The sequence below is a fragment of the Brotaphodocola sp. genome, from assembly GCF_050873065.1.
GTDB lineage: Bacteria > Bacillota > Clostridia > Lachnospirales > Lachnospiraceae > Brotaphodocola.
Genome location: NZ_JBNMIC010000029.1, coordinates 1 through 22,284 on the forward strand (window position 1 = coordinate 1; position 22,284 = coordinate 22,284).

The 22,284-nt window shown below is 49.0% G+C and carries 19 protein-coding genes; 15 read left to right on the forward strand and 4 right to left on the reverse strand.

Features of this window, described 5'->3' with window-relative positions; translation table 11 throughout:
- Positions 1-232: 232 nt before the first annotated feature.
- Positions 233-757 (reverse strand): citrate lyase holo-[acyl-carrier protein] synthase, encoded by a 525-nt coding sequence (gene citX / locus ACR0QE_RS08810; protein WP_432627997.1) that lies wholly within the window; start codon positions 755-757, stop codon positions 233-235.
- A gap of 475 nt (positions 758-1,232) precedes the next feature.
- On the opposite strand from citX, the gene ACR0QE_RS08815 reads away from it, so the two are divergent.
- The 4 genes from ACR0QE_RS08815 to ACR0QE_RS08830 all read left to right on the forward strand — a co-directional run bounded on the left by ACR0QE_RS08815 (position 1,233) and on the right by ACR0QE_RS08830 (position 4,916).
- Positions 1,233-2,291: an ABC transporter substrate-binding protein gene (locus ACR0QE_RS08815; protein ID WP_432627998.1), complete on the forward strand. Its 1,059-nt coding sequence runs from the start codon at positions 1,233-1,235 to the stop codon at positions 2,289-2,291.
- A gap of 205 nt (positions 2,292-2,496) precedes the next feature.
- Positions 2,497-3,405 (forward strand): ABC transporter permease, encoded by a 909-nt coding sequence (locus tag ACR0QE_RS08820; protein ID WP_432627999.1) that lies wholly within the window; start codon positions 2,497-2,499, stop codon positions 3,403-3,405.
- Between the two features lie 3 nt (positions 3,406-3,408).
- Complete coding sequence (locus ACR0QE_RS08825) at positions 3,409-4,206, forward strand: ABC transporter ATP-binding protein (protein ID WP_432628000.1); 798 nt, start codon at positions 3,409-3,411, stop codon at positions 4,204-4,206.
- Between the two features lie 62 nt (positions 4,207-4,268).
- Complete coding sequence (locus tag ACR0QE_RS08830) at positions 4,269-4,916, forward strand: AAA family ATPase (RefSeq protein ID WP_432628001.1); 648 nt, start codon at positions 4,269-4,271, stop codon at positions 4,914-4,916.
- 139 nt (positions 4,917-5,055) lie between these two features.
- Here ACR0QE_RS08830 and ACR0QE_RS08835 read toward each other — a convergent pair whose 3' ends face one another.
- A complete protein-coding gene (locus ACR0QE_RS08835; RefSeq protein WP_432628002.1) occupies positions 5,056-5,868 on the reverse strand; it encodes a hypothetical protein in 813 nt (270 codons plus the stop codon).
- Positions 5,869-6,302: 434 nt separating this feature from the next.
- Between ACR0QE_RS08835 and ACR0QE_RS08840 the strand changes: the two genes are divergently transcribed.
- The 4 genes from ACR0QE_RS08840 (at position 6,303) to ACR0QE_RS08855 (ending at position 10,607) form a co-directional block, all read left to right on the forward strand.
- A complete protein-coding gene (locus ACR0QE_RS08840) occupies positions 6,303-7,220 on the forward strand; it encodes an AEC family transporter (RefSeq protein WP_432628003.1) in 918 nt (305 codons plus the stop codon).
- A 120-nt stretch (positions 7,221-7,340) separates the two neighbouring features.
- Positions 7,341-7,898: a chromate transporter gene (locus ACR0QE_RS08845; protein WP_432628004.1), complete on the forward strand. Its 558-nt coding sequence runs from the start codon at positions 7,341-7,343 to the stop codon at positions 7,896-7,898.
- On the forward strand, positions 7,885-8,430 hold the full coding sequence (locus tag ACR0QE_RS08850) for a chromate transporter (RefSeq protein ID WP_432628005.1): 546 nt from the start codon (positions 7,885-7,887) through the stop codon (positions 8,428-8,430). The genes ACR0QE_RS08845 and ACR0QE_RS08850 overlap by 14 nt, the downstream gene beginning before the upstream one ends.
- A gap of 290 nt (positions 8,431-8,720) precedes the next feature.
- Positions 8,721-10,607, forward strand: a complete 1,887-nt coding sequence (locus tag ACR0QE_RS08855) for an SH3 domain-containing protein (protein ID WP_432628006.1) — start codon at positions 8,721-8,723, stop codon at positions 10,605-10,607.
- A gap of 75 nt (positions 10,608-10,682) precedes the next feature.
- Here ACR0QE_RS08855 and ACR0QE_RS08860 read toward each other — a convergent pair whose 3' ends face one another.
- Complete coding sequence (locus ACR0QE_RS08860) at positions 10,683-11,618, reverse strand: LysR family transcriptional regulator (protein ID WP_432628007.1); 936 nt, start codon at positions 11,616-11,618, stop codon at positions 10,683-10,685.
- Between the two features lie 297 nt (positions 11,619-11,915).
- Between ACR0QE_RS08860 and citD the strand changes: the two genes are divergently transcribed.
- The 4 genes from citD to ACR0QE_RS08880 all read left to right on the forward strand — a co-directional run bounded on the left by citD (position 11,916) and on the right by ACR0QE_RS08880 (position 16,147).
- On the forward strand, positions 11,916-12,215 hold the full coding sequence (gene citD, locus ACR0QE_RS08865) for a citrate lyase acyl carrier protein (RefSeq protein WP_177977127.1): 300 nt from the start codon (positions 11,916-11,918) through the stop codon (positions 12,213-12,215).
- Positions 12,212-13,114 carry an aldolase/citrate lyase family protein gene (locus ACR0QE_RS08870; RefSeq protein WP_177977126.1) on the forward strand — a complete coding sequence of 301 codons (903 nt, stop codon included), beginning with the start codon at positions 12,212-12,214 and terminating at the stop codon, positions 13,112-13,114. The genes citD and ACR0QE_RS08870 overlap by 4 nt, the downstream gene beginning before the upstream one ends.
- A 1-nt stretch (position 13,115) precedes the next feature.
- Positions 13,116-14,678 carry a citrate lyase subunit alpha gene (gene citF, locus ACR0QE_RS08875; protein WP_432628008.1) on the forward strand — a complete coding sequence of 521 codons (1,563 nt, stop codon included), beginning with the start codon at positions 13,116-13,118 and terminating at the stop codon, positions 14,676-14,678.
- Positions 14,679-14,842: 164 nt separating this feature from the next.
- Entirely contained in the window at positions 14,843-16,147 is a 1,305-nt protein-coding gene (locus ACR0QE_RS08880) for a 2-hydroxycarboxylate transporter family protein (RefSeq protein WP_432628009.1), read from the forward strand.
- A 12-nt stretch (positions 16,148-16,159) separates the two neighbouring features.
- On the opposite strand, the gene ACR0QE_RS08885 is transcribed toward ACR0QE_RS08880, so the two are convergent.
- Positions 16,160-16,909 carry an SIMPL domain-containing protein gene (locus tag ACR0QE_RS08885; protein WP_432628010.1) on the reverse strand — a complete coding sequence of 250 codons (750 nt, stop codon included), beginning with the start codon at positions 16,907-16,909 and terminating at the stop codon, positions 16,160-16,162.
- Between the two features lie 461 nt (positions 16,910-17,370).
- Between ACR0QE_RS08885 and ACR0QE_RS08890 the strand changes: the two genes are divergently transcribed.
- From ACR0QE_RS08890 to topA, 3 genes are read left to right on the forward strand one after another with little or no spacing between them, the layout of a single operon-like run.
- On the forward strand, positions 17,371-18,921 hold the full coding sequence (locus tag ACR0QE_RS08890) for a YifB family Mg chelatase-like AAA ATPase (RefSeq protein WP_432628011.1): 1,551 nt from the start codon (positions 17,371-17,373) through the stop codon (positions 18,919-18,921).
- A gap of 22 nt (positions 18,922-18,943) precedes the next feature.
- A complete protein-coding gene (dprA, locus tag ACR0QE_RS08895) occupies positions 18,944-20,146 on the forward strand; it encodes a DNA-processing protein DprA (protein ID WP_432628012.1) in 1,203 nt (400 codons plus the stop codon).
- A 5-nt stretch (positions 20,147-20,151) separates the two neighbouring features.
- The gene (gene topA / locus ACR0QE_RS08900) at positions 20,152-22,257 is read left to right on the forward strand and encodes a type I DNA topoisomerase (protein WP_432628013.1); all 2,106 of its coding nucleotides are present in this window, start codon (positions 20,152-20,154) and stop codon (positions 22,255-22,257) included.
- Positions 22,258-22,284 lie beyond the last annotated feature (27 nt).

Genomic DNA, 22,284 nt, shown 5'->3' on the forward strand with positions numbered 1-22,284 from the left:
AGAGGAGAAAGAAGCGGTGAATCAGGTTCTCGCTGTCTCCATTGCTGACTGGGGAGACGTTTTCAACAGATGAATCAGGTCTTGGACTCTTGTATTTAAGTTTCTGGTACATGGGACACCTCATTTCTGGCAGAAAATGCCATTATAACATTATAAAAGGTATAAAAAAAGGGCACCAGAGAACAGCGCCGTCTGCGTACTGTTTTCTGATGCCCCGCATTTGTTTGATGGATCAACCGTTTATAAAAGGTTTCAGGATCTCATTGACCTTCGCAGTGAGTTCCTCAACGGTGTGTCTGCGGCTTCGGCTGCATGCGTGAGCCGGTTCCTCACAGATCAGACATCTGCGCGGTGGCTGACCAAGTTCCTCGCGGGAAATCTTGACGCCTTCCACATTTAACACATCAATATCAAAAAGCCGCCCGAGGGCGTCCTGATCTTCCAAAATAATCATCAGCTCTTTCACATATTCGGGAGAAGCGTCGACGCTGTAAAAAGCCTCATATCCGGTCTTCTCTTTTACGGTGCGGAAATTGCTGATTAAAATAAGATGCTCCTGCAGAGTTTCTTCGATTCTTCGGCATCCTTCGGCAAAAGCTTCCGGAACACCGGGAAGAAGTTTGACAGGACCGGGAATGTTGAGCGTCAGACAGATCAAGGTTTTCCGGTACTGCTGAAGAAGATGTTTTTGCAGAACACTGCGCATTTCTCTCGCATTGAGCATTTCTAAAAGTGCAACGGAGTTGTCGTTGTTCATCGTGAGAGGTTCCTCCATAGTCGAGAATAATCCGACAGATATCCAACAGATAAAAAAACGGAGGATTCTCGCTTATTGCTCCAAATTCCAATAAAACTCTGCTTACGAATGAAATAAGGTTGATTATCACGATCGGTTGGCAGTAAATCGGATTGGAAAGCTCATTCGCCAGGAAAGAGAGTTTTATTGTGAATTTAGAGTACAGGTAAGTGCTTTACGAGTACAAGTATAGTGGAAAATCACAAAAAATGCAAATACTTAATCTGTTATGAACCCTATAAAGGTTTTCCTATTCATCTGTTTTTTTGCTTGAATTCCCTTCTTTTTCACTTTATTACTTTAAAATCACATAAATTTAAAGCAATAAAATTGACGCTGCCAAAAAAGTGTAGTATGATTAAAAAAGTTCATGGGAGAAGTGGCAAAACAGAGGGCATCCATGAAACTTTTTGAGAGAAGAGAGAGGGAGAGGATTATGAAAAAAACGACAAGAATCTTATCAGCAGCAATGGCAGGAATGATGGCACTTTCCATGACCGCATGCGGTGGAAGCGCAGCATCTTCGACGACAGCGGCAGCAGAAAAGAGCAGTGAGGCGGCAGGATCCCAAGCGGCTGATTCCTCAGCAGCAGGCGAGGCAAAGAGTGCAGACGGCAAGACGTATCTTGTGGGCATCTGTCAGCTGGTTCAGCACACCGCTCTGGATGCGGCAACGAAGGGATTCGAGGATGCGCTGACTGAGGAACTCGGCGATGCAGTCAAGTTTGATGAGCAGAATGCACAGGGCGATTCCAACACCTGTTCCACGATCATCAACAGTTTTGTATCAGAGAATGTGGATCTGATTCTTGCAAATGCAACCGCAGCTCTTCAGGCAGCACAGGCAGGCACCAAGGAGATCCCGATTCTCGGCACTTCTGTAACCGAGTACGGTGTGGCTCTCGGCATCGATGACTTCAACGGCACGGTTGGCGGAAATATTTCCGGAACCGCTGATTTGGCTCCGTTAAATGAGCAGGCGGCAATGATCAAGGAACTCTTCCCGGACAAGAAGACGGTTGGTCTTCTTTATTGTTCCGCAGAGCCAAACTCCCAGTATCAGGTTGACACCGTGAAGAAAGAGCTTGAGGGACTCGGATATACCTGTGAGTACTATGCATTCTCTGACTCCAACGATATTTCCACAATCACGACGAAGGCAGCTTCTGAGAGTGATGTGATCTATGTTCCGACTGATAACACCGCAGCAGCAAACACCGAGATCATCAACAACATCTGCCAGCCGGCAGGCGTTCCGGTCGTTGCAGGCGAGGAAGGAATCTGCAAGGGGTGCGGCGTTGCAACCCTGTCCATCAGCTACTATGACCTCGGCGTTGCAACCGGAAAGATGGCAGCAAAGATCCTGACCGGAGAATCCAATGTCTCCGAGATGCCGATCGAGTATGCACCGCAGTTCACCAAGAAGTACAACAAGACGATCTGCGATCAGCTTGGCATTGAAATTCCGGATGACTATGTAGCAATCGAGGAGTAAAGGCATCTGTTGAAGAGAAGCACACAAAAGAACAAAAAAACACAAAAAATCTGACAGAAAAGAAATTTATGCAAAAAATGATCGAATTTGCTCCAAAATTCGATTGAAGGTTCTGTGAAAATATTGTAAAATAATAGGGAAGAGCAGAAGGGCTGCCGGCGGCAGCCTTTCTGTGTCTGGAGCGGATTACGCTGGAGGAAAAGATATGATAAGTTTAATCAATGCCCTGCCCGGAGCAGTCGCACAGGGACTTATCTGGGGAATCATGGCGATCGGAGTGTATCTGACATTTCGTATTCTGGATATTGCAGATCTGACGGTCGATGGTTCTCTGGGAACTGGCGGTGCCGTCTGCATTATGATGATGCTGACAGGCCACAATGTATGGGTGTCAATGGCGTGTGCATTTTTAGCAGGAATGGTGGCTGGATTTGTGACAGGAATTTTCAATACTTTTATGGGGATTCCGGCGATTCTCGCGGGAATTCTGACACAGCTTGGACTGTATTCCGTCAACCTGAAAGTGATGGGAAAGGCAAACCAGGCGATCAATGTCGACAAGTATCAGCTTTTAGTCTCTCTGCGATTCATCCGCGGAGTGGCGCTTTACCGCAACACGATCCTGATTGTCGCAGTCGCAATCCTGATTCTTGTTCTGCTGCTGTACTGGTTTTTCGGGACAGAGCTCGGATGTTCGCTGCGCGCGACCGGATGTAATGAGAAGATGGCACGGGCACAGGGAATCAACACCGATTTTGCAAGAGTGCTCGGCCTGATGCTCTCGAATGGTCTCGTCGCACTTGCGGGTGCCCTGCTCTGCCAGTATCAGGGATTCGCAGATATTAATATGGGACGCGGCGCAATCGTCATCGGTCTTGCAGCTGTCATCATCGGCGAAGCTGTCTTCGGACGGGTATTCCACAATTTTGGTTTCCGCCTTGTGGGAGTGGCACTTGGATCCATCATCTATTATCTGGTTCTTCAGCTGGTAATCTGGATGGGCATTGACACGGATCTTCTGAAATTGCTCTCTGCGGCAGTCGTTGCCGTATTCCTTGCAATTCCGACGTGGAAGAGCCGTTATTTTTCCAATTTCAGTAAAGGGGGAAGATAGGGCATGCTGGAGATCAGAGAAATTTCAAAGACATTTAACCGCGGAACCGTGAATGAGAAGAAGGCGCTCCGCGGGCTGAGCCTGACCTTGAAGGACGGGGATTTTGTGACAGTGATCGGAGGAAACGGAGCCGGTAAATCCACACTCTTAAATGCGATTGCAGGTGTCTGGCCGATCAATTCCGGAAAGATTCTGATTGACGAGAAAGATGTCACAAAACTTCCGGAGTACAAGAGAGCAGCATTTTTAGGCCGTGTGTTTCAGGATCCGATGAACGGAACGGCTGCGACGATGGGAATTGAGGAGAACCTTGCGCTGGCACTCCGACGTGGCGGAAGACGAAGTCTGAAGCCCGGAATCAAGAACAGCGAGAGAAAGCTGTATCAGGATCTGCTCAAACGTCTGGGGCTCGGACTGGAGGATCGCATGACTTCAAAAGTCGGACTTCTCTCAGGCGGTCAGAGACAGGCACTGACGCTTCTGATGGCGACACTTCAGCGCCCGAAACTTCTGCTTCTCGATGAGCACACGGCAGCGCTTGACCCGAAGACAGCAAAGAAAGTGCTCGATCTGACGGCAGAGATTGTGGAGGAGCAGAAACTCACGACGCTGATGATCACTCACAATATGAGAGATGCCATTCAGCTTGGAAACCGCCTGATCATGATGCATGAGGGAAATGTCATCTATGATGTGGAGGGTGAGGAGAAGAAACGTCTGACTGTCGAGGATCTGCTTCACAAATTTGAGGAGGCGAGCGGAGAGCAGTTTGCGAATGACCGCATGATGCTTGCAAAATAAATAAAATTGCCGGAGCGTGCCGGAAGCTTTTTGGCATACTCGGAATTGGAGGAGGCGTTTTTATGGATAAGAACAAACTGGTTATCACGATTGAACGTCAGTACGGAAGCGGAGGCCGAATTGTCGGCAAACGTCTTGCGGAGGAACTCGGGGTTTCCTACTACGATGATGAGATCTTGAAAATGACGGCGGAGAAGAGCGCAGTCGGAGAACAGTATTTCAGACTGGCAGATGAGAAGGCAGGCAACAATGTTCTGCGAAAGATTGTCGGAGGAATGGGAAGAAAGCTTGCTCTGGGACATCCGAAAATTGATGGAGATGTGACATCGCCGGAGAACCTCTTCCGATTCCAGTCTGAGGTTATCCGCGAACTTGCCGACCATGAATCCTGCGTGATCATCGGGCGGTGTGCCGACTATATTCTCGAGAGTGCGGGCAAGGAAGATCTCGTGAGGATCTTTGTGTATGCCGATACACCGACGTGTGTGCGTCGGACGATGGAAGTCGATGGAATCCTCGACACGAAGGAGGCCCTCGATAAACTGAACCGGATCACAAGGCAGCGCAGAGAGTATCACCGCTACTTTACCGGAAGAGAGTGGGAGGATATGACAAACTACGATCTTCCGATCAATGCGAGCAAGCTCGAACTTGAGCAGATTGTTGAACTGATTAAGACGTATCTGAGAATGATTGGATATGAGATCTGAGAAAAAAGATCTGAAAGGAAATCAGGGAGACAAACGTGGGCGGGAACAAACCACCATTAAAATGGTTTGTTCCCGCCCACGTTTGTTTTATATGAAGATTAAGAGATTGAGATGTTACCTGACATCATCGAAAGACAAATTATTTCTCGATGTCGAGAGCCGGAATCTCCTTTGCTCCGATGGAACCCTGGTAGGTAACCTTAACGGTGTCGCCTTCCTTGTAATCGTCAAAGCTTAAGCTGTCGGAAACAAAGGTAAAGAAATCACCGCCGTCTGCCTCAAGAACGATGCTCTTTCCATCCTCGCCGATCTGCGCAACTTTTCCGGTGAAGACATTCAGCTCTGCCTCCGGAGTATCATAGGAATCCTCCATTACGATCTTGACTGCCATCGGCTCGTCGTCGAGGTCGCCAAGGTAGGTAACCTTTGCGTTCTTGTCAACGGTGATGCCGTTCTTTGCGACAACGTAAGCATTTGCCTTGTTCATGCTGTACTGCTTACCGTCAACCTCGAGAGTCAGGGTTTCGTTTGCTGCATCAACTACTTTTCCTTCTACGGTCGGGTCGGAATCAGTGTCAGCCTCGGTTGCGGACTCTGTAACAGTTACAGAGATTGCCGGAACCGGATCTTCCTCAGAACCCTCCGGGAATACGACCTCTACCTGATCGCCGACTGCGAACGGGAAATCTTTGGTGATCTCAGCCTTGGAGGTATCGTAGTTTTTCTCAGTGTCATCATCGATATTCTTGACTGTCAGGACGTCGCCGTCGATCTTGGTGATCTCACCGTTGACGGAATCCTCATCGATGTCCTCGGTCTCTGCTTCTGTGGTCTGTGCTTCTGTGGTGGTCTCTACGGCAGCGGTCGTTGCTGCGGTATCCTGCTTCTTCGAGCATGCGGTCATTCCGATTGCCATAACGGCAACAGCTGCAAATAATAATTTTTTCTTCATAATGATTTCTCCTCTTTTTGAACTTTTTAAACTTACTTTCATGCTTTCATAAGTTTGGTGAAAAGTTTCTCTGAAAAATTTCCTTTCGGATGCTTTTGAGTTTACTACATCGGACGGGAAAATGCTATTGATTTTTTATTAAAATTTATTAGGAAGTATGAAAGTTTTCCTAAATTTTCAGAGAATACAGAGGGAAAATCCGGACAGAGAGCGTCGTGCAGATATTAACGCAAGGACAGTAAAGATAGAGAGAGGGTTATATCTGACATTGATAATGGGTATTTGACGGACAGAAAAAAACATATTATGATAAAAAACAGGTAAATATAGGGGATTTTTGTCACGCAAACGGCAGTGATGGCAGAAACAAACAAATAGGTCAGAAGAAAAGGCCAAAAGAAGAGGGAAAAGACAAAAGAGGAGGAAGTGGGAAAATGGATCTTGATTTTTCGGGATTATTTGCAATGCAGGGAATGATGTTTTTGATTATGGTTCTCGGACTGATTTTAAAGAAAAAGGGTCTGATCAAAAAAGGAGGAAAGGAGCTTCTGACGGATCTCGTCATCGACGTGACGCTTCCGGCATCGATTCTCAAGTCCTTCCAGATGGAGTTCAACCACCAGATTCTGATCAGCTGTATGGTGATTACTGTTGTGGCGGTCCTGATTCAGGCGGGAAGCTATCTCCTCGGAATGGTGATGTATCCGAAATTTTCGGAGGATCGCAAGAAAGTGCTCCAGTATGCGACGATCTGTTCCAATGCCGGAATTCTCGGAAACCCGATTGCGGAAGGAATCTTCGGTGGTCTGGGACTTTTGTATGCCTCGATCTATGTGATTCCGCAGCGAGTGTTCATGTGGTCAGTCGGACTGACTTACTTTACGGAAGCACCGGACAGGAAGACGCTTGTGAAGAAGGTGGCAACGCACCCGTGCATCGTCTCTGTCGTGATCGGATTTATCCTGATGCTCACACAGATTCCGCTGCCGCTGTTTCTGACCCAGACGATCAAGAGTGTGGCGGGGGCAAATACGTTTCTTGCGATGATGCTCGTCGGAACGATTCTTGCGGATGTGCCGTTTCGGAGCCTGCCGGAGAAGGCAACGCTTTATTACTGCTTTGTCCGCCTGTTTTTTGTGCCGTTTCTCGTCTTTGTGGGATGCAGACTCGGCCATGTTGATGCACTTGTGACGGGAGTCTCTGTGACACTGTCCGGCATGCCGGCTGCGAGCGTCACGGCAGTCATGGCGTCAAAATATGGAAAAGATGAGATCTTTGCGACAAAGTGCGTTGTGCTTTCCACCCTGCTCTCGATGATTACCGTTCCGATCTGGTGCATGTTCCTGAGCTGATAAAGGGGCAGATAGCGGGACGGGAGAGTGTGACAAAAAGCCGCAGAAAGAAAAGAACGCAGAAAGAAAAACAGAATCGAATCATGGGAGAGACAAATAGACGGGAGAGAAAAAGCTGGAATGAGAGAATGGAAGAAGCTTGGGATCATTATGATCACGATGTTTAAGATCGGCGCCTTCACCTTCGGAGGAGGGTGGAGTATCATAGCGCAGATGCAGAATGAGTTTGTGGACCGCAGGGGATGGATGAGCGAGGAGCAGATCGTCGATTACATGTCGCTCGCAAAATCCTTTCCGGGGATCATGATCATCAATATGTCTGTATTCTGCGGATATGCGATGGCGGGGACTCTGGGGGCAGTTGCAGCGGCCTTTGCGCTCTCCGCACCGGCATTGATCGCGATTGCGGTGGTGACGTATTTTTATGCGTCTTTGAGGGATAATTATTATGTGGCGAAAATTTTAAACGGGGTCCGAAGTGTGGTGGTTCCGATCATCATCAGTGCGGCTCTGCGCTTAAAAGACACGGCGATGAAGGGAAAGACGGCGATGGTGATTCTGCTGATCTCTTTTTTGATCTGTGTGTTTACAGATTTCAACAAGGCGTTGATTGTTGTGATTGCTCTGGCAGTCGGACTTCTCGTCTGGAGAGGAGAGATCAAAGATGATTTATCTTAGACTGTTTTTCTCATTTATGAAGATTGGATTTTGCAGCTTCGGTGGAATGACGATGATTCCCGTCATCAACGATGAGGTGCTGCGGTACGGGTGGATGACTTCTGCGGAGGTGATGGATATTGTCGCTGTTGCGGAGATGACACCGGGATCGCTCGGAATCAACTGTGCAACCTTTGTGGGATTGCGCACAGCGGGAATTTTTGGCTCGATGGTGGCAAGCCTTGGCGTGATGATGCCATCGCTGACGCTCTCCCTGCTTGCGGCGCAGTTTATTTTCCGGCTGAAGGGAAATCCGTGGCTTGAGAGTGCAATGAGGGGCGTGCGTCCTGCGAGTCTTGGCATGCTTGTGGCCGCGGGCGTGACGCTTGCAATCTCGACGTTTCTGCCGGAGACCGGGCTTGTGAGAGATTTTTCCATCTCGTGGAATCTGGTGCTGATTGCAGTGATTGCGGGATATTTTCTGATGAAACGAAAGTGGTCGATTCCGAAAACAATTCTGCTTGCGGCGGTTCTCGGCCTCCTGATCGGGTAGACAGACTCAAAAGAGACAAGAAACCGATCAGGGTGGTGAGTGAAAATTCTGGCAGTCTGACGAAAAGTTTGTAATACTCCGTAACAAAAAATTCACAATTTTTTAAAATGTTCAACTCGTAAAGCGGCGGGGATTATGTTATAATATGAACGCTTAGTGACGCATTTTCGAGTCCGGCAAGAAAAACTGCCGGATGATGAGAGAGAGTGCGGGTGCTTGAAAGAAAAGCGAGATATGAAAAAATAAGAAACACACTTAAAAAAAGTGAAATCCAGTTGAGGAGAAGAGGAATGTCAGAAGAGAACAATCGTGAGAACGGTATGGATTATGACCAGCGGGAGAAGCAAAGCGGGACTCCTGATGAGAATATAAATGAGAACATAAAAATAGAGGATGACCGGTTTGAGCACTCTGATCATTCTGACGGGGAAGACCGTAAGGATTTGGATGGGAAGACGGTAGAAGCTGTGGAGACTGTGGAGACCGTGGAGACGCCAGAGACAGATGAGGCAGATGATGGTTTCGACAATGGCAGACACACCCAGATTTTAGAGCGGGTGCGGGAAGAGAAAAAGCGCAGACAGGAACGGCAGAAATGGAGAAAATTTGCGCTGGCAGCGGGAGCAGTGATTGTTCTTGTGGGCGGCATGGCGACGGCCTCTTATCTGTCCTCAAACAAGTCTGAGCAGACGGCACAGACGGGAAGAAGTACAAAGGCGGACAAGGAAGCTGAGGAGGCGCGCGCAGCGGAGGAATCCAAAAAGGCTGAGGAAGAGGCCAAAGCGAGAGAGGAAGAAAAGAAGGCAAAGCAGGAGGTCGTGGATTCCTACACGAATCTCGGTCTTGTGCAGGTTTCCGGTTACCTCAATGTGCGAAGAAATCCGGGACAGGACGCGGACATCATCGGAAAACTTCAGGAAAACAGTGCGTGTGAGATCGTAGGGACGGAGGGAGAGTGGTATCACATCACCTCCGGCGAGGTCGACGGTTATGTGCACAGCCAGTACATTCTGACCGGTGAGGAGGCAAAACAGAAGGCAGTCGAGTATGTGACGAAGATGGCGATCATCAACACGGAGGATGACAGCCTGAACATTCGTTCCACGCCGGACTCTTCGAGTTATGAGAATGTGGTCGGACAGGCACTCAAGGACGAGCGCTATCCGGTGATCGGCGAGACGGATGGCTGGGTGCAGATCAAGGAAGGTTATGTGTCTGCTGACTATGTCATTGTGAAGTATGCGCTCAATGAGGCGCGAAAGATGGATATGAGAGAGATGGTGCTCAACCAGTACGACAACATCGTGATCTCGAAGGTCGACAATTACCTCAATATCCGCTCTGAGCCGACGACAGACCCGGGAAATGGAAATGTGATTGGAAAGATGACGAGCCGGGCAGCGGGAGAGATTCTCGAGACGCTTGACGGCTGGTACAAGATCAAGTCCGGTCAGATCACCGGATACATCTCCGCTGATCCGCAGTATGTTGCAGTCGGTGAGGAGGCAAAAGATCTTGCACTTGAGTCAGCTTCCCTGATGGCGATCGTCAACACGGATAAACTGAATGTCCGCTCGGAGCCGTCAACGGATTCAAAGATCTGGACCCAGATCTCAAAGGAGGAGCGCTACAATGTCGTCTCCCAGCTTGACGGATGGGTGCAGATTGAGCTTGACGGCGGTGACAGCGAGGAGGGCGGATCAGATGACCGCGCCTACATCTCGACGCGCGACAACAACGTGGATGTGCGCTATGCGCTCTCCGAGGCGATCAAATTCTCCCCGCTCGAGGAGAAATCAAATGAGCAGGCATCTGTGCGGACGCAGACAGTCAACTATGCGCTTAAATTTGTGGGCGGAAGATATGTGTGGGGAGGAACGAACCCCAACACGGGAGCAGACTGCTCCGGATTTGTGCAGTATGTCATGAGAAATGTCGCAGGAGTCAGCCTTCCGCGAACTTCGAGAGAGCAGGCAAAGACCGGTACCTCAATCAAGTCGAGCGAGATGAGACCGGGAGATCTGATCTTTTATGCCAATAAGAGCGGAACCGTCAACCACGTCGCCATGTACATTGGAAACGGACAGATTGTCCATGCGGCAAGCAGAAGAAGCGGAATCAAGATTTCAACGTGGAATTACCGCACACCGAAGACGATCCGCCGTGTTCTTCCGTAAAAGAGAAAAGAAAAGTCTGAAAAAACGGAGTCTCCATCGAAAAATGAGGAGGCTCCGTTTTTCATTAACGTTCAATCAACCTTTCAGCAGTTTTCCCTGAGAACGGGTGAAGGACTGCTCTGCCTCTGTCAGCATTGTGATGAAATTGCGCATGTACTTGGTGAGATAGCGGTCTTTCCGGTGACAGATGTAGAAGTTGCGGTTGTTTTCCACACCCTTGAGCGGGTAGGTGACGCAGTGCGGCAGAAGTTCCGGAGACATGTCGATGTAGTTCTCCGGGCAGATCATGACGGCGTCGCAGGCGATTGTGGTGCGCTTTGCAACCTCAATGCTGATGGTCTCAAAAAGGATTTTCGGCTGAATGTCTTTCTGGACAAACAGGCGGTCCTGGGTGTTTCGGACACTGTGTCCGGTTTTGATGTTGATAAAAGTTTCATTTTTTGCTTCCGAGATGTCAATCGGGGTTCCTGCGGGAATCCTTTTTGCGATTGAGGAATTTTTGCTGGTGAGAAGCACAAGTTCTTCCGGTTCCACAAAGATATATTCGAGTTCTTCGTGTTTCGGATAGGTGTTCAGACAGGCAAGGTCAATGCTTCCCTCAAGGACGAGGGACTCGGTGGTCGCAGAACCGTGTTCCTGGATGTCGAGATCGACAAAAGGATATTTCTGCTTGAACGGCGGAATGATTAACGGGAGAACCTGCATCGCGCGCTGGACAGGAATGCCGAGGCGGATTGTGCCGTGATCTTCGTGATTGATCTCATCGATTTCTTTCTGGAGATTGTTGTTGATGGTGAGGATCTGTTTTGCCGCTTCGATGTATTTCTGACCAGCGTAAGTCAACGTAATCGGGTCGGTGCTCCGGTTGAAAATAGGAGTGCCGAGATTTGTCTCCACGAGCTTAATCATCTGGCTTAGTGACGGCTGAGAAATATAAAGTTTCTTGGCCGCTGCGGTGATACTTCCTTCCTGCAGAACGGTCAACATATAATGTGCATGTTTGATGTTCATAAAACCCTCCTGTCTGTTTTCGTACAGTAAATACTCCTTCCCTAAGATACCACATTGTCAAAAAAATTTCAATGAAAAGCAATAGCTGACCACCTATAGTCATTAGAGGGAAATATAGGAAACATCTTATAATTATTATAAGAATATATGTATTTGAACAAATGTATGGAAAGTGATACACTGATTTTAGTGAATTTGACGGGGCAGACCGAAATGAGAATTTGGAGACAATAATCAGACGGGGCCTGCGTCATTTCGTAAGCAATACACCAACACAGCAGTATGAAGGAGGAAAACATGGAAGTTAAGAAAGCAGCAGTAGCTGGTACTCTTGAGTCCAGCGATGCCCAGGTAACCGTAGAGCCGGGCAATGGAAGCATTGAACTTTCCATCGAGAGCAGTGTAATTCACCAGTTTGGCAAGCAGATCCGCAAGACCGTTTTGGAGACCTTAGATCGTCTGGATGTCAAGGACGCAAAGGTAAACGTAGTCGACAAGGGAGCTTTGGACTGCACCCTGAAGGCACGCGTGGAGTGCGCTGTGTATCGTTCCAATGATATTACCGAGAATCTTCCGTGGGGAGGTGTAATCAAATGATTCATCCGAATAAGAAAAGACTGAGACGTTCCATGATGTTCTTAAACTGCCAGAAGCCGGGCCTGATCAAGGATCCTTACATCTACAAGCCGGACTCCATCATGCTGGATCTGGAGGATGCTGTGGCAGAGAACCAGAAAGATGCTGCAAGATACTCTCTGTATCATGCACTTCAGGAGATTGATTACCGTGGCGTAGAGCGTGTTGTTCGTATCAACGGACTGGACACCCCGCACTGGAAAGAAGATATCCGTGTCTGCGTAGCAGGCGGAGCAGATACGATCCGTATCGCAAAGACCGAGACCGCTCAGGATGTACATACCGTTGAGGAGCATGTACTGGCAGCAGAGCGCGAGTTCGGCCGTCCGGAAGGTTCCACCCTGCTGATGGCAGCACTGGAGTCCTGCAAGGGCGTGTTAAACGCACTTGAGGTATGTAAGTCTTCTGAGCGTCTGATCGGTATCGCACTGTCCGGCGGAGATTACACCAAGGATCTTCAGACCGTGATCACCGGAACTGGTGTAGAGCTTCAGGGCGCAAGACAGCAGATGATCATCGCAGCACGTGCAGCTGGTGTACAGTGCTGGGATACCGTATTCACAAACCTGGATGCGATGGATGTATTTGAGAAAGAGTGTGAGATGATCAAGATGATGGGATTTGACGGAAAGTCTCTTGTCAACCCGCGTCAGATCGCAGTAGTACATAAGGTATTTACCCCGACTCAGAAAGAGATCATCTTTGCAGAGAAGGTTGTCAAGGAGATTGATGACAAGAAAGCAAAGGGTATCGGCGTATTTACCGTAGACGGCAAGATGATCGATATCGCCTTCTACGATGGAGCAAAGAGAACAATCGCATTAGCGAAAGCATCAGGCGTATATGAGGGGGATCTGTAAGATGATTAATGCAGTAGGTAGAGAAATCCCGGAAGAGATTCTGAAGAAAACAGGCAAAGAGCCTTTCAAGGGCGCTTATGCATACGATAACTATGAGTACACCAAGGCAGCTCCGAAGGCAAGAACCATGATGGACCCGAAGAGAAGCAAACTGGTTGAGAACATCCATGACGCTCTTGTAAAGTGCGGAATTAAGGATGGCATGACCATTTCCTTCCACCATCACTTCCGTGAGGGAGATTATGTCGTAAATATGGTAATGGAAGAGATCCACAACATGGGAATCAAGGGCATTACCATCTGCGCAAGCTCTCTTGGTAAGGCAAACGATCCGATCGTTCCGTATATCGAGGATGGCACCATCGTTGGAATCCAGTCTTCCGGTGTACGTGGCAAGATTGGTGAGGCAATTTCCACCGGTAAATTACAGGATCTGGCAATCATGCGTTCTCACGGCGGCCGTGTTCGTGCAATCGAGTCCGGTGAGGTTCGCATCGACATCGCTTTCATCGGTGCTCCGACCTGTGATGAGTACGGTAACATGCGTGCAAACGGTGGAAAGAGCGACTGCGGCGTTCTGTCCTACGCAATGGTAGACGCACAGTATGCAGACAAGGTTGTCGCAATCACCGACTGCCTCGTTCCGTTCCCGAACATCCCGGCAAGCATCTCCATGATCAACGTGGACTATGTATGTGTTGTAGATGAGATCGGTAACCCGGCTAAGATTGCAACCGGCGCTGCAAAGCCAACCACTGATGTTCGTAAGATCATGATGGCTGATTACTGCACCCAGTTCGTAATCAACACTCCGTACTTCAAGAACGGATTCTCCTATCAGACCGGTGTCGGCGGAGCATCCATCGCATCCACGATCTCTCTTGGAAAGATCATGGAAGAGCGCGGAATCAAGATGGGACTTGGTCTTGGCGGTATCACCACCCCGATGTGTGACCTGCTTGCAAAGGGCCTGATCGACAAGATTGTTGATACTCAGGACTTTGATATGGGCGCAATCGAGTCCATTAAGACGAACCCGAACCACATCGAGATCTCTGCTTCTGAGTACGCAGATCCGTTCAACAAGGGCGCATATGTAAACAAGCTGGATTTCGTTATCCTGGCTTCCCTTGAGGTCGATGTAAACTTCAACTGTAACGTAGTTGTTGGTTCTGACGGTATGATCACCGGAGCACAGGGCGGACATCCGGATACCGCTGCAGGCGCAAAGTGCACCATCGTAATTGCACCGCTTCTGCAGGGCAGAATCCCGGCAATCTGCACCAACGTTACGACTGTAACCACCCCGGGTGAGACCGTTGACGTTGTCATCACCGATTACGGTATCGCAATCAACCCGAGACGTCAGGATCTGATCGAGTGCATGAAGGGCGTAAACCTTCCGTTCTGCACCATCGAGGAGCTGCGTGACAAGGCATATGCAATCGTAGGAGAGCCGGATCCGGTACAGTTTGGTGATCGTGTTGTCGGCATCATTGAGGGCCGTGACGGTACCATCATGGATGTTGTACATGAGATCAAGCAGTACGAGTTCAAAGACTGATAAATAAATAACCGATTCCTTATGTTCAAAATTACGAACATAGGGAATTTGGAAATCCGGAGGCTTTACGGTCTCCGGATTTTTTTTTATAATAGTCACTAGAATATCATAATTGCATCCATTATAAAATATATGGGATGACAAAGAGGAGGAGAGTGATTCGTATGGGGGAAAAGAAGAGACCGCGACTCGTGACATTTGGAATGCCGTGGTGGCTGGCTGCGGGGCTGGCGCTGGTAGTGATTGCATCGGCATGGACAGGAGCCTTGACAACGGATATGACGGGATGTCTGGCGCTGATGCTTGCGATTGGATTTCTTTGCAATGAGGTCGGGGAGCGGATCCCGATCTGGAACAGCTATGTGGGGGGCGGTCTGGTACTCGCATTTCTGGTATCGGCAATTTTGTTTACCTATCAGATTATTCCGCAGGAATATGCACAGAGCATGCAGTTTCTTGTGCTCGATGTCAATTTCCTGTCGTTTTTTATCATTTTTCTTGTGACCGGATCGATTCTGTCACTTGATCGCCGACTCCTTCTGCGCTCGTTTGCGAGGTATCTGCCGACGATTTTTGGGGGAATTCTTGGAGCTTCTGTGCTTGGAATTGCGGCAGGTTTGCTCTACGGCGTGACACCGATGGACGCGATGGTGCGCTATGTGCTTCCAATCATGGGAGGAGGAAACGGAGCCGGAGCAGTGCCGCTCAGCCAGATCTATAAGAGTGCAACCGGGGATTCTGCATCCGGATATTACTCGTTTGCGCTGACGATCCTGACGATTGCCAACATCTTCGCGATCTTTATGGCGGCGCTCTTAAATCGTCTCGGAAAACATCTTCCGGAGTGGACGGGGGACGGAGCCACTCTGCTCAGAAGTGGAAATGGATATGTGAAAGAGGACCGCAAATCGGGAGTGTCCGCGAGAGATCTTGGGGGAGCTTTCTTTCTGACACTGGGATTTTGTGCGCTCGGAAGACTCTTTGCAAATGTGATTGTCCCGAAAATTTTCGGCGTTGCGATCCATCCCCTCGCCTATATGGTAATCTTTGTTGTGCTCGCGGCGGCACTCGGAATTGTGCCGGAGAATATCTGTGCAGCGGCAAAGCGCCTTCAGGCCTTTTTTGGGGGAAATCTTGTCCTTGTGATTATGGTCGGAATCGGAAGCGATACGAATTTTCTGGAGATGTTGGAATTTCTGACGGTGAGAAATGTGGTGATTGCAGCGGCAATCGTGCTCGGAGCGACGATCGGATCGGCGGTTGTGGGACAGATTGTCGGCTTCTTTCCGATTGATGCGGCGATCACGGCAGGGCTTTGTATGGCAAACCGCGGAGGTTCAGGGGATCTGGCAGTTCTCGGCGCCTCAAAGCGGATGGGGCTGATGGCATATGCGCAGTTCTCCTCGAGATTTGGAGGCGCCGTTGTACTGATTATCGGAAGCATTCTGTTTGGAAAGTGGCTGGGATAGGAAAGAAGCGTTTTATTCTACTTCATATTCAACCTGAACGTAGGCGGTAATGCTCACCTGTCCCGGCATCACGCTCATGTCGTCCATGGAAGCATTGGATTTCATGGATGAGCCGGCAGCAGATTCATAGACGGAATAACGAGTTGACGGATTGTAGCCGTTTTCTTCGGCATGAATAATGCCAACAACTGTTTTGTTATCTGCTTGTGCAATGGCATCTGCCTTTGCCCGTGCATTTGCCATTGCGCCTTTTAAGGCTTCTTGATAGCTGTCATCGTAATTGCTTGCGGAATAACTGACAGAATCGATATTGTTGACACCTGCGGATACAGACTGGGAGAGAATCGTGCCTGCCTGATCGATTGGAATATCAGAGACGGTCAGGGAAGTGGTCATCTCGTATCCGACGATTTCCCCATTAGCAGAAGAGCTCCAGTCATGGATGGGATTCAGTCCATAGGCAGATGTCTGAATAGAGGTTTCATCAATGCCAAGTCCCTTTAAAACTTCAAGGGCAGCATTTACATCGGCGGTATTTTTCTGCTGGCATTCAGAAGGGCTGTCTGCTCTTGTGTACACAGAGTAACGAATTTCGGCAATATCTGGTGTCACTTTCACCTCTTCCTGACCGGAGACGGAGATGCTGTTGCGCGCGCTGGCAATATTTTCTACTTTTACTGTGTCTGGAAGCTGTATTGTGGAACTACAGCCACTGAGAATCCATGCGGTTGCCGTTGCTGTGGCGATGAGATAACGTTTCATAAGATCCCTCCCTTATAAAAATAAATTGCTGAATTTATGCGAATTTGTTTAAGTATATAAACAAAAGATTTAATTTATACAATTATGAGAAAATATACTTCTATTTTTTCTAAATTCATTATATCAAAAAAATCTCTCGGGAGTATTTCTTTTTTCTTACTGGATCGCTACATTTTTCTTGCATTTTTTGGAAGAAGAGCGTATAGTAGACATATCAGGAAAAGAGATATTCAGATCATCTTTATACAAATCTGTTTCTTATTTATTTTCAAGAGTATTTATTTTCATAGTTCTTTCATGGATAATTAGTTTTTTGATCCCTTACTCTAGGATATTTTCATATTTTCATATATCTTTCAGCAAATTCATCATTCATTTCCTAAAAGAAAAATCCTCTTTTTATAAAAAAATGATAATGTGATTCATACAGAAAACACGAACTGGAAAGGAGACGGATACCTATGTTCAAACGTGCATTCAGTGCCGGTCTGCTCGGCGTGGAAGGCTGTGTCATTCAGGTGGAGGCGGATGTGAGTGATGGTCTGCCCGGATTTCACATGGTGGGATTTCTCGCCTCCGAGGTAAAAGAGGCAGAACAGCGGGTTCGCACAGCTATTCGCAATTCTGGTTTTACACTTCCTCCAAAGAAGGTGACGGTCAATCTCTCGCCCGCAAATGTGAGAAAAGAGGGAACCGGGTATGATTTTCCGATTGCTGTCGCTGTGCTTGCGGCGAATGGAATTGTAAATGGAGAAATCTTAGAATCTTCCGCTTTTGTCGGAGAACTTGGGCTTGACGGTGCGCTGAAACCGGTCCGGGGCGTGCTTTCCATGGTAGTTGCAATGGGAAAAGCCGGAATCCGGAGATGCTTTCTTCCGGAAGAGAATGTGCAGGAGGGACTTGCCGCCGAGGTGATGGAGATTGTCAAAGTCCGAACACTTGCAGAACTTGTGGAACAGATCCGGGATCCGGATCTGATCGTGTATGAGAAGGTGCAGGCAGAGCAGGCGAGAGAGTGCATGGCATATCCGGTGGATTTTTCCGAGGTGAACGGACAATTTCTGATGCGGCGCGCAACGGAAGTGGCAGTTGCCGGACGCCACAATTTGCTCTACATCGGCCCACCGGGAAGCGGAAAGAGCATGATGGCCTCGAGAATTCCGACGATCATGCCAGAGCTTTCCAGGGAGGAACAGATGGAAATCTCGCAGATTTACAGCATCTGTGGACTTTTGCCTCCGGGGCGGGCACTGATGGGGCTTCGTCCCTTTCGCTCTCCTCATCACACAATCACGGCGCAGGCACTGACCGGAGGCGGAGCGCGTCCGCGTCCCGGGGAGATTTCTCTCGCCTCGCGCGGAGTATTATTTCTTGATGAACTCCCGGAGTTTCAGCGCCAGACACTTGAGATCCTGCGTCAGCCTCTCGAGGAACACCGGGTGACGGTGGCGAGAATACAGGGAAGTTTTGATTTCCCGGCGCATTTCATGCTTGCGGCGGCAATGAATCCGTGTCCGTGTGGCTATTATCCGGACAGGGGACGGTGCAGATGCTCTAAAATGCAGGTCAGACGGTATGCAGACCGGATTTCGAAACCGCTGTTAGACAGAATTGATATCTGTGTGGAGGCCTCGCCGGTCGCATTTGAGGAGATACGGACAAAACAGAAAAATGAATCGTCGGAAGCCATTCGAAAGCGGGTTGAGGAGGCGAGACAGATTCAGAAAGAGCGTTTTGCGGGGAGCGGGATTTATTTTAACGCTGAGATGGGAGGACGGCAGATCGAACAGTTTTGTGAGCTTGGAAAAGCAGAAGAACAGTTTCTGGAGAAGATTTATAAGAGGTTGTCTTTAAGTGCGAGAGGCTGTCATAAAATTTTGAAGGTGGCAAGGACGATTGCCGATCTCGAAAAGTCGGAGCGGATTTTGCAGAGCCATCTTGCAGAGGCGGTGAGCTACCGGGAGACCGAAGAAATTTACTGGGGACGTAAATCAGGACAGGAAGTGCTGTAAATGAGAGAGGGCAGGTGTGGTGATGGAGGATAGAGAAAAAGAGAGGGAAGTTTTGTACTGGCTGAGCAAGATTTCTGTTTTAGGGGCAGTTTCCATCCGAAAGATTCGGGAACATTTTGGCACACTGGAAGCATTCTATGAGCAGCTGGAGAATCTTTTTGAGGGAAATTTCTATTCTGTCGGGGATTTTAATAATATAGAAGAAAAGAGTACAAAACGAACAGAAAAAGTGTTTTTGGAGCAGGAATGTCCGTTTCTCACACAGCGCCAGATCCAGGCGATTTTTTCTCATCGCCCGAATTATGAGGCGTGCAGAAAAGAACTCGGGGAGCTTGGAGAGAAGGGAATGCGCTTTGTGATCTGGGTGGACGAGGAATATCCTGAGAGACTTCGGGAAATCTATGATTATCCGATGGGATTGTTTGTGAGGGGAAAGCTTCCGGATTCAGGATGTCCGTCGGTTGCGGTTGTCGGTGCGCGCGGCTGTACGGAATACGGAGAACAGCTTGCGAAGGGATTTGCCAGAGCGCTTGCAGAAAATGGAGTCCAGATCATCAGCGGACTTGCGGCAGGAATTGATGGGGCAGCACACCGGGGAGCACTTGAGGCGAAGATGCCGACATTCGGAGTATTAGGGTGCGGGGTAAATATCTGCTATCCATCGGAACATTTCCGAATCTACGAGGAGATGGGGCGAAGCGGAGGAATCCTGTCAGAGTTTGGACCGGACACGCCTCCGAGGGCAGCAAATTTCCCGATGAGAAATCGGATCATCAGCGGACTTGCGGATGCGATTGTGGTTGTGGAGGCGCGCGCAAAGAGCGGCTCTCTGATCACGGCAGATCTTGGAATGGAGCAGGGGAGAGAGATTTTTGCACTGCCGGGAAGAGTCACCGATCATCTGAGTGAGGGGTGCAATCACCTGATTCAGCAGGGTGCCCATCTGGCAGTTTCGCCGGAAGATGTGCTGGAATATCTCGGAGTAAAGTACCGAAAAAAGTTAATTATCCATGAAAAAAATGTAAATGGTCTTGCAAAGAAAGAAAAATTGGTGTATAGTTGCCTAGATTTCAAACCGAAACATCTGGATCAGATTGCGGCACAGACCGGTCTTGGCATCAGCGATTGTATGGGGATCTTGCTGGAACTGGAACTGGGCGGATATGTGTTTCGATCTGCAAATCATTATTATGGAAAAAAGTCTGATATGTGGGAGAACGGATAGGAACTATGGCAAACAGTTTGGTTATCGTAGAGTCGCCTGCAAAGGTAAAAACAATCAAAAAATTTTTAGGTTCAAATTATGTGGTGGATGCGTCAAACGGACATGTGCGGGATCTGCCAAAGAGTACACTCGGAATCGATGTGGAGCATGACTATGAGCCGAAGTACATCACGATCCGGGGAAAAGGAGATATTCTGGCAAAGCTTCGCAAGGAAGTGAAGAAGGCAGATAAGATTTATCTGGCAACGGACCCGGACCGCGAGGGAGAGGCGATTTCCTGGCATCTGATGAAGGCGCTCAAGCTGGATGAGGCGAAGGACAAGAAAGTCTATCGAATCAGCTTCAACGAGATCACGAAGAATGCAGTCAAGACTTCCCTGAAGAATCCGCGTGCGATTGATATGGGGCTTGTGGATGCTCAGCAGACGAGAAGAATTCTTGACCGTATGGTGGGATACACGATCAGCCCGCTGCTCTGGGCGAAGGTGAAGCGCGGTCTGAGTGCCGGACGCGTGCAGTCGGTGGCACTCCGCATGATCTGTGACCGGGAGGATGAGATTGCGGCATTCATTCCGGAGGAGTACTGGAATCTGGAGGCAAAGCTTCAGCAGAACGGAAGCAAGAAGGTTATGACTGCAAAGTTTTACGGAACGAAGCAGGAAAAGATGGCAATCCACAGCCGCGAAGAAGCAGAACGGATTGTGGCAGACTTAGAGGGAAAGAGCTTTATTGTTGAGGATATCCGGAAGGGAGAGCGCACGAAGAAACCGCCGATCCCGTTTACAACGAGTACGCTTCAGCAGGAGGCGTCCAAGGTCCTCAACTTCTCGACCCAGAAGACGATGCGTCTGGCACAGCAGCTCTATGAGGGCGTTGATGTGGCAGGAAGAGGAACGATCGGTCTGATCACGTATCTGCGTACGGATTCTACCCGTATCGCGGAAGAGGCGGATGCAGCGGCACGCGCTTACATCAACAGCAATTACGGAGAGCAGTATGTTCTTCAGACTGAGCAGGCACGCAAGTCGAATGCGAAGATTCAGGATGCGCACGAGGCGATTCGTCCTACCGACATTACCCTGACTCCGGCGATGGCAAAAGAATCTCTCTCGAGAGATCAGTTCCGCCTGTATCAGCTGATCTGGAGACGATTTGCGGCGAGCCGTATGCAGCCTGCCATCTACGAGACGACTTCTGTGAAGGTGGGAGCAGGAGATTATCTGTTCACAATGTCGGCATCCCGTCTCTCTTTTGACGGATTTATGACCGTATATGTGCAGGAGGAGGATGCTGAGGCGTCTAACACACTGTCCGGAAAACTTGAGAAGGGCGATGAGCTGAAGCTGTCGGCGTTAGAGCCGAGCCAGCATTTCACCCAGCCGCCGGCACATTATACGGAGGCTTCTCTTGTCAAGACGATGGAGGAACAGGGAATCGGCCGTCCGAGTACCTACGCTCCGACGATCACGACGATTCTTGCGCGCCGCTATGTGACGAAAGAGAACAAGAATCTGTATGTGACGGAACTTGGAGAGGCAGTCAATGGAATTATGAAGAAATGCTTTCCGAGCATTGTCGATTTGCAGTTCACGGCAAATATGGAGCTTCTGCTTGATAAGGTAGCAGACAATACAGTAAAGTGGAAGACGATTGTGGAAAATTTCTACCCGGATCTCGATGAGGCAGTGAAGACCGCGCAGAAGACGCTCGAGTCTGTCAAGATCGCCGATGAGGTGACGGATGTGATCTGTGATGTCTGCGGACGCAATATGGTCATCAAGTACGGCCCTCATGGAAAGTTCCTCGCCTGCCCGGGATTCCCGGACTGCCGGAACACGAAACCGTATCTGGAAAAGATCGGTGTCAAGTGTCCGAAGTGCGGTGGGGAGGTTGTTGTCAAGAAGACGAAAAAAGGCCGTCGCTACTATGGATGTGAGAACAACCCGGAATGTGATTTCATGTCTTGGCAGAAGCCGTCCGACAAGAAGTGCCCAGAGTGCGGAAGCTATATGGTCGAAAAAGGCAATTCTCTTCTCTGTTCTAATGAGCAGTGTGGATATCGCATGACTCTCGAAAAGAAAACCCCGGAAGAAACACACGAGGAGAAATAACGAGCAGGGAACGAAATCGTAAAAGAT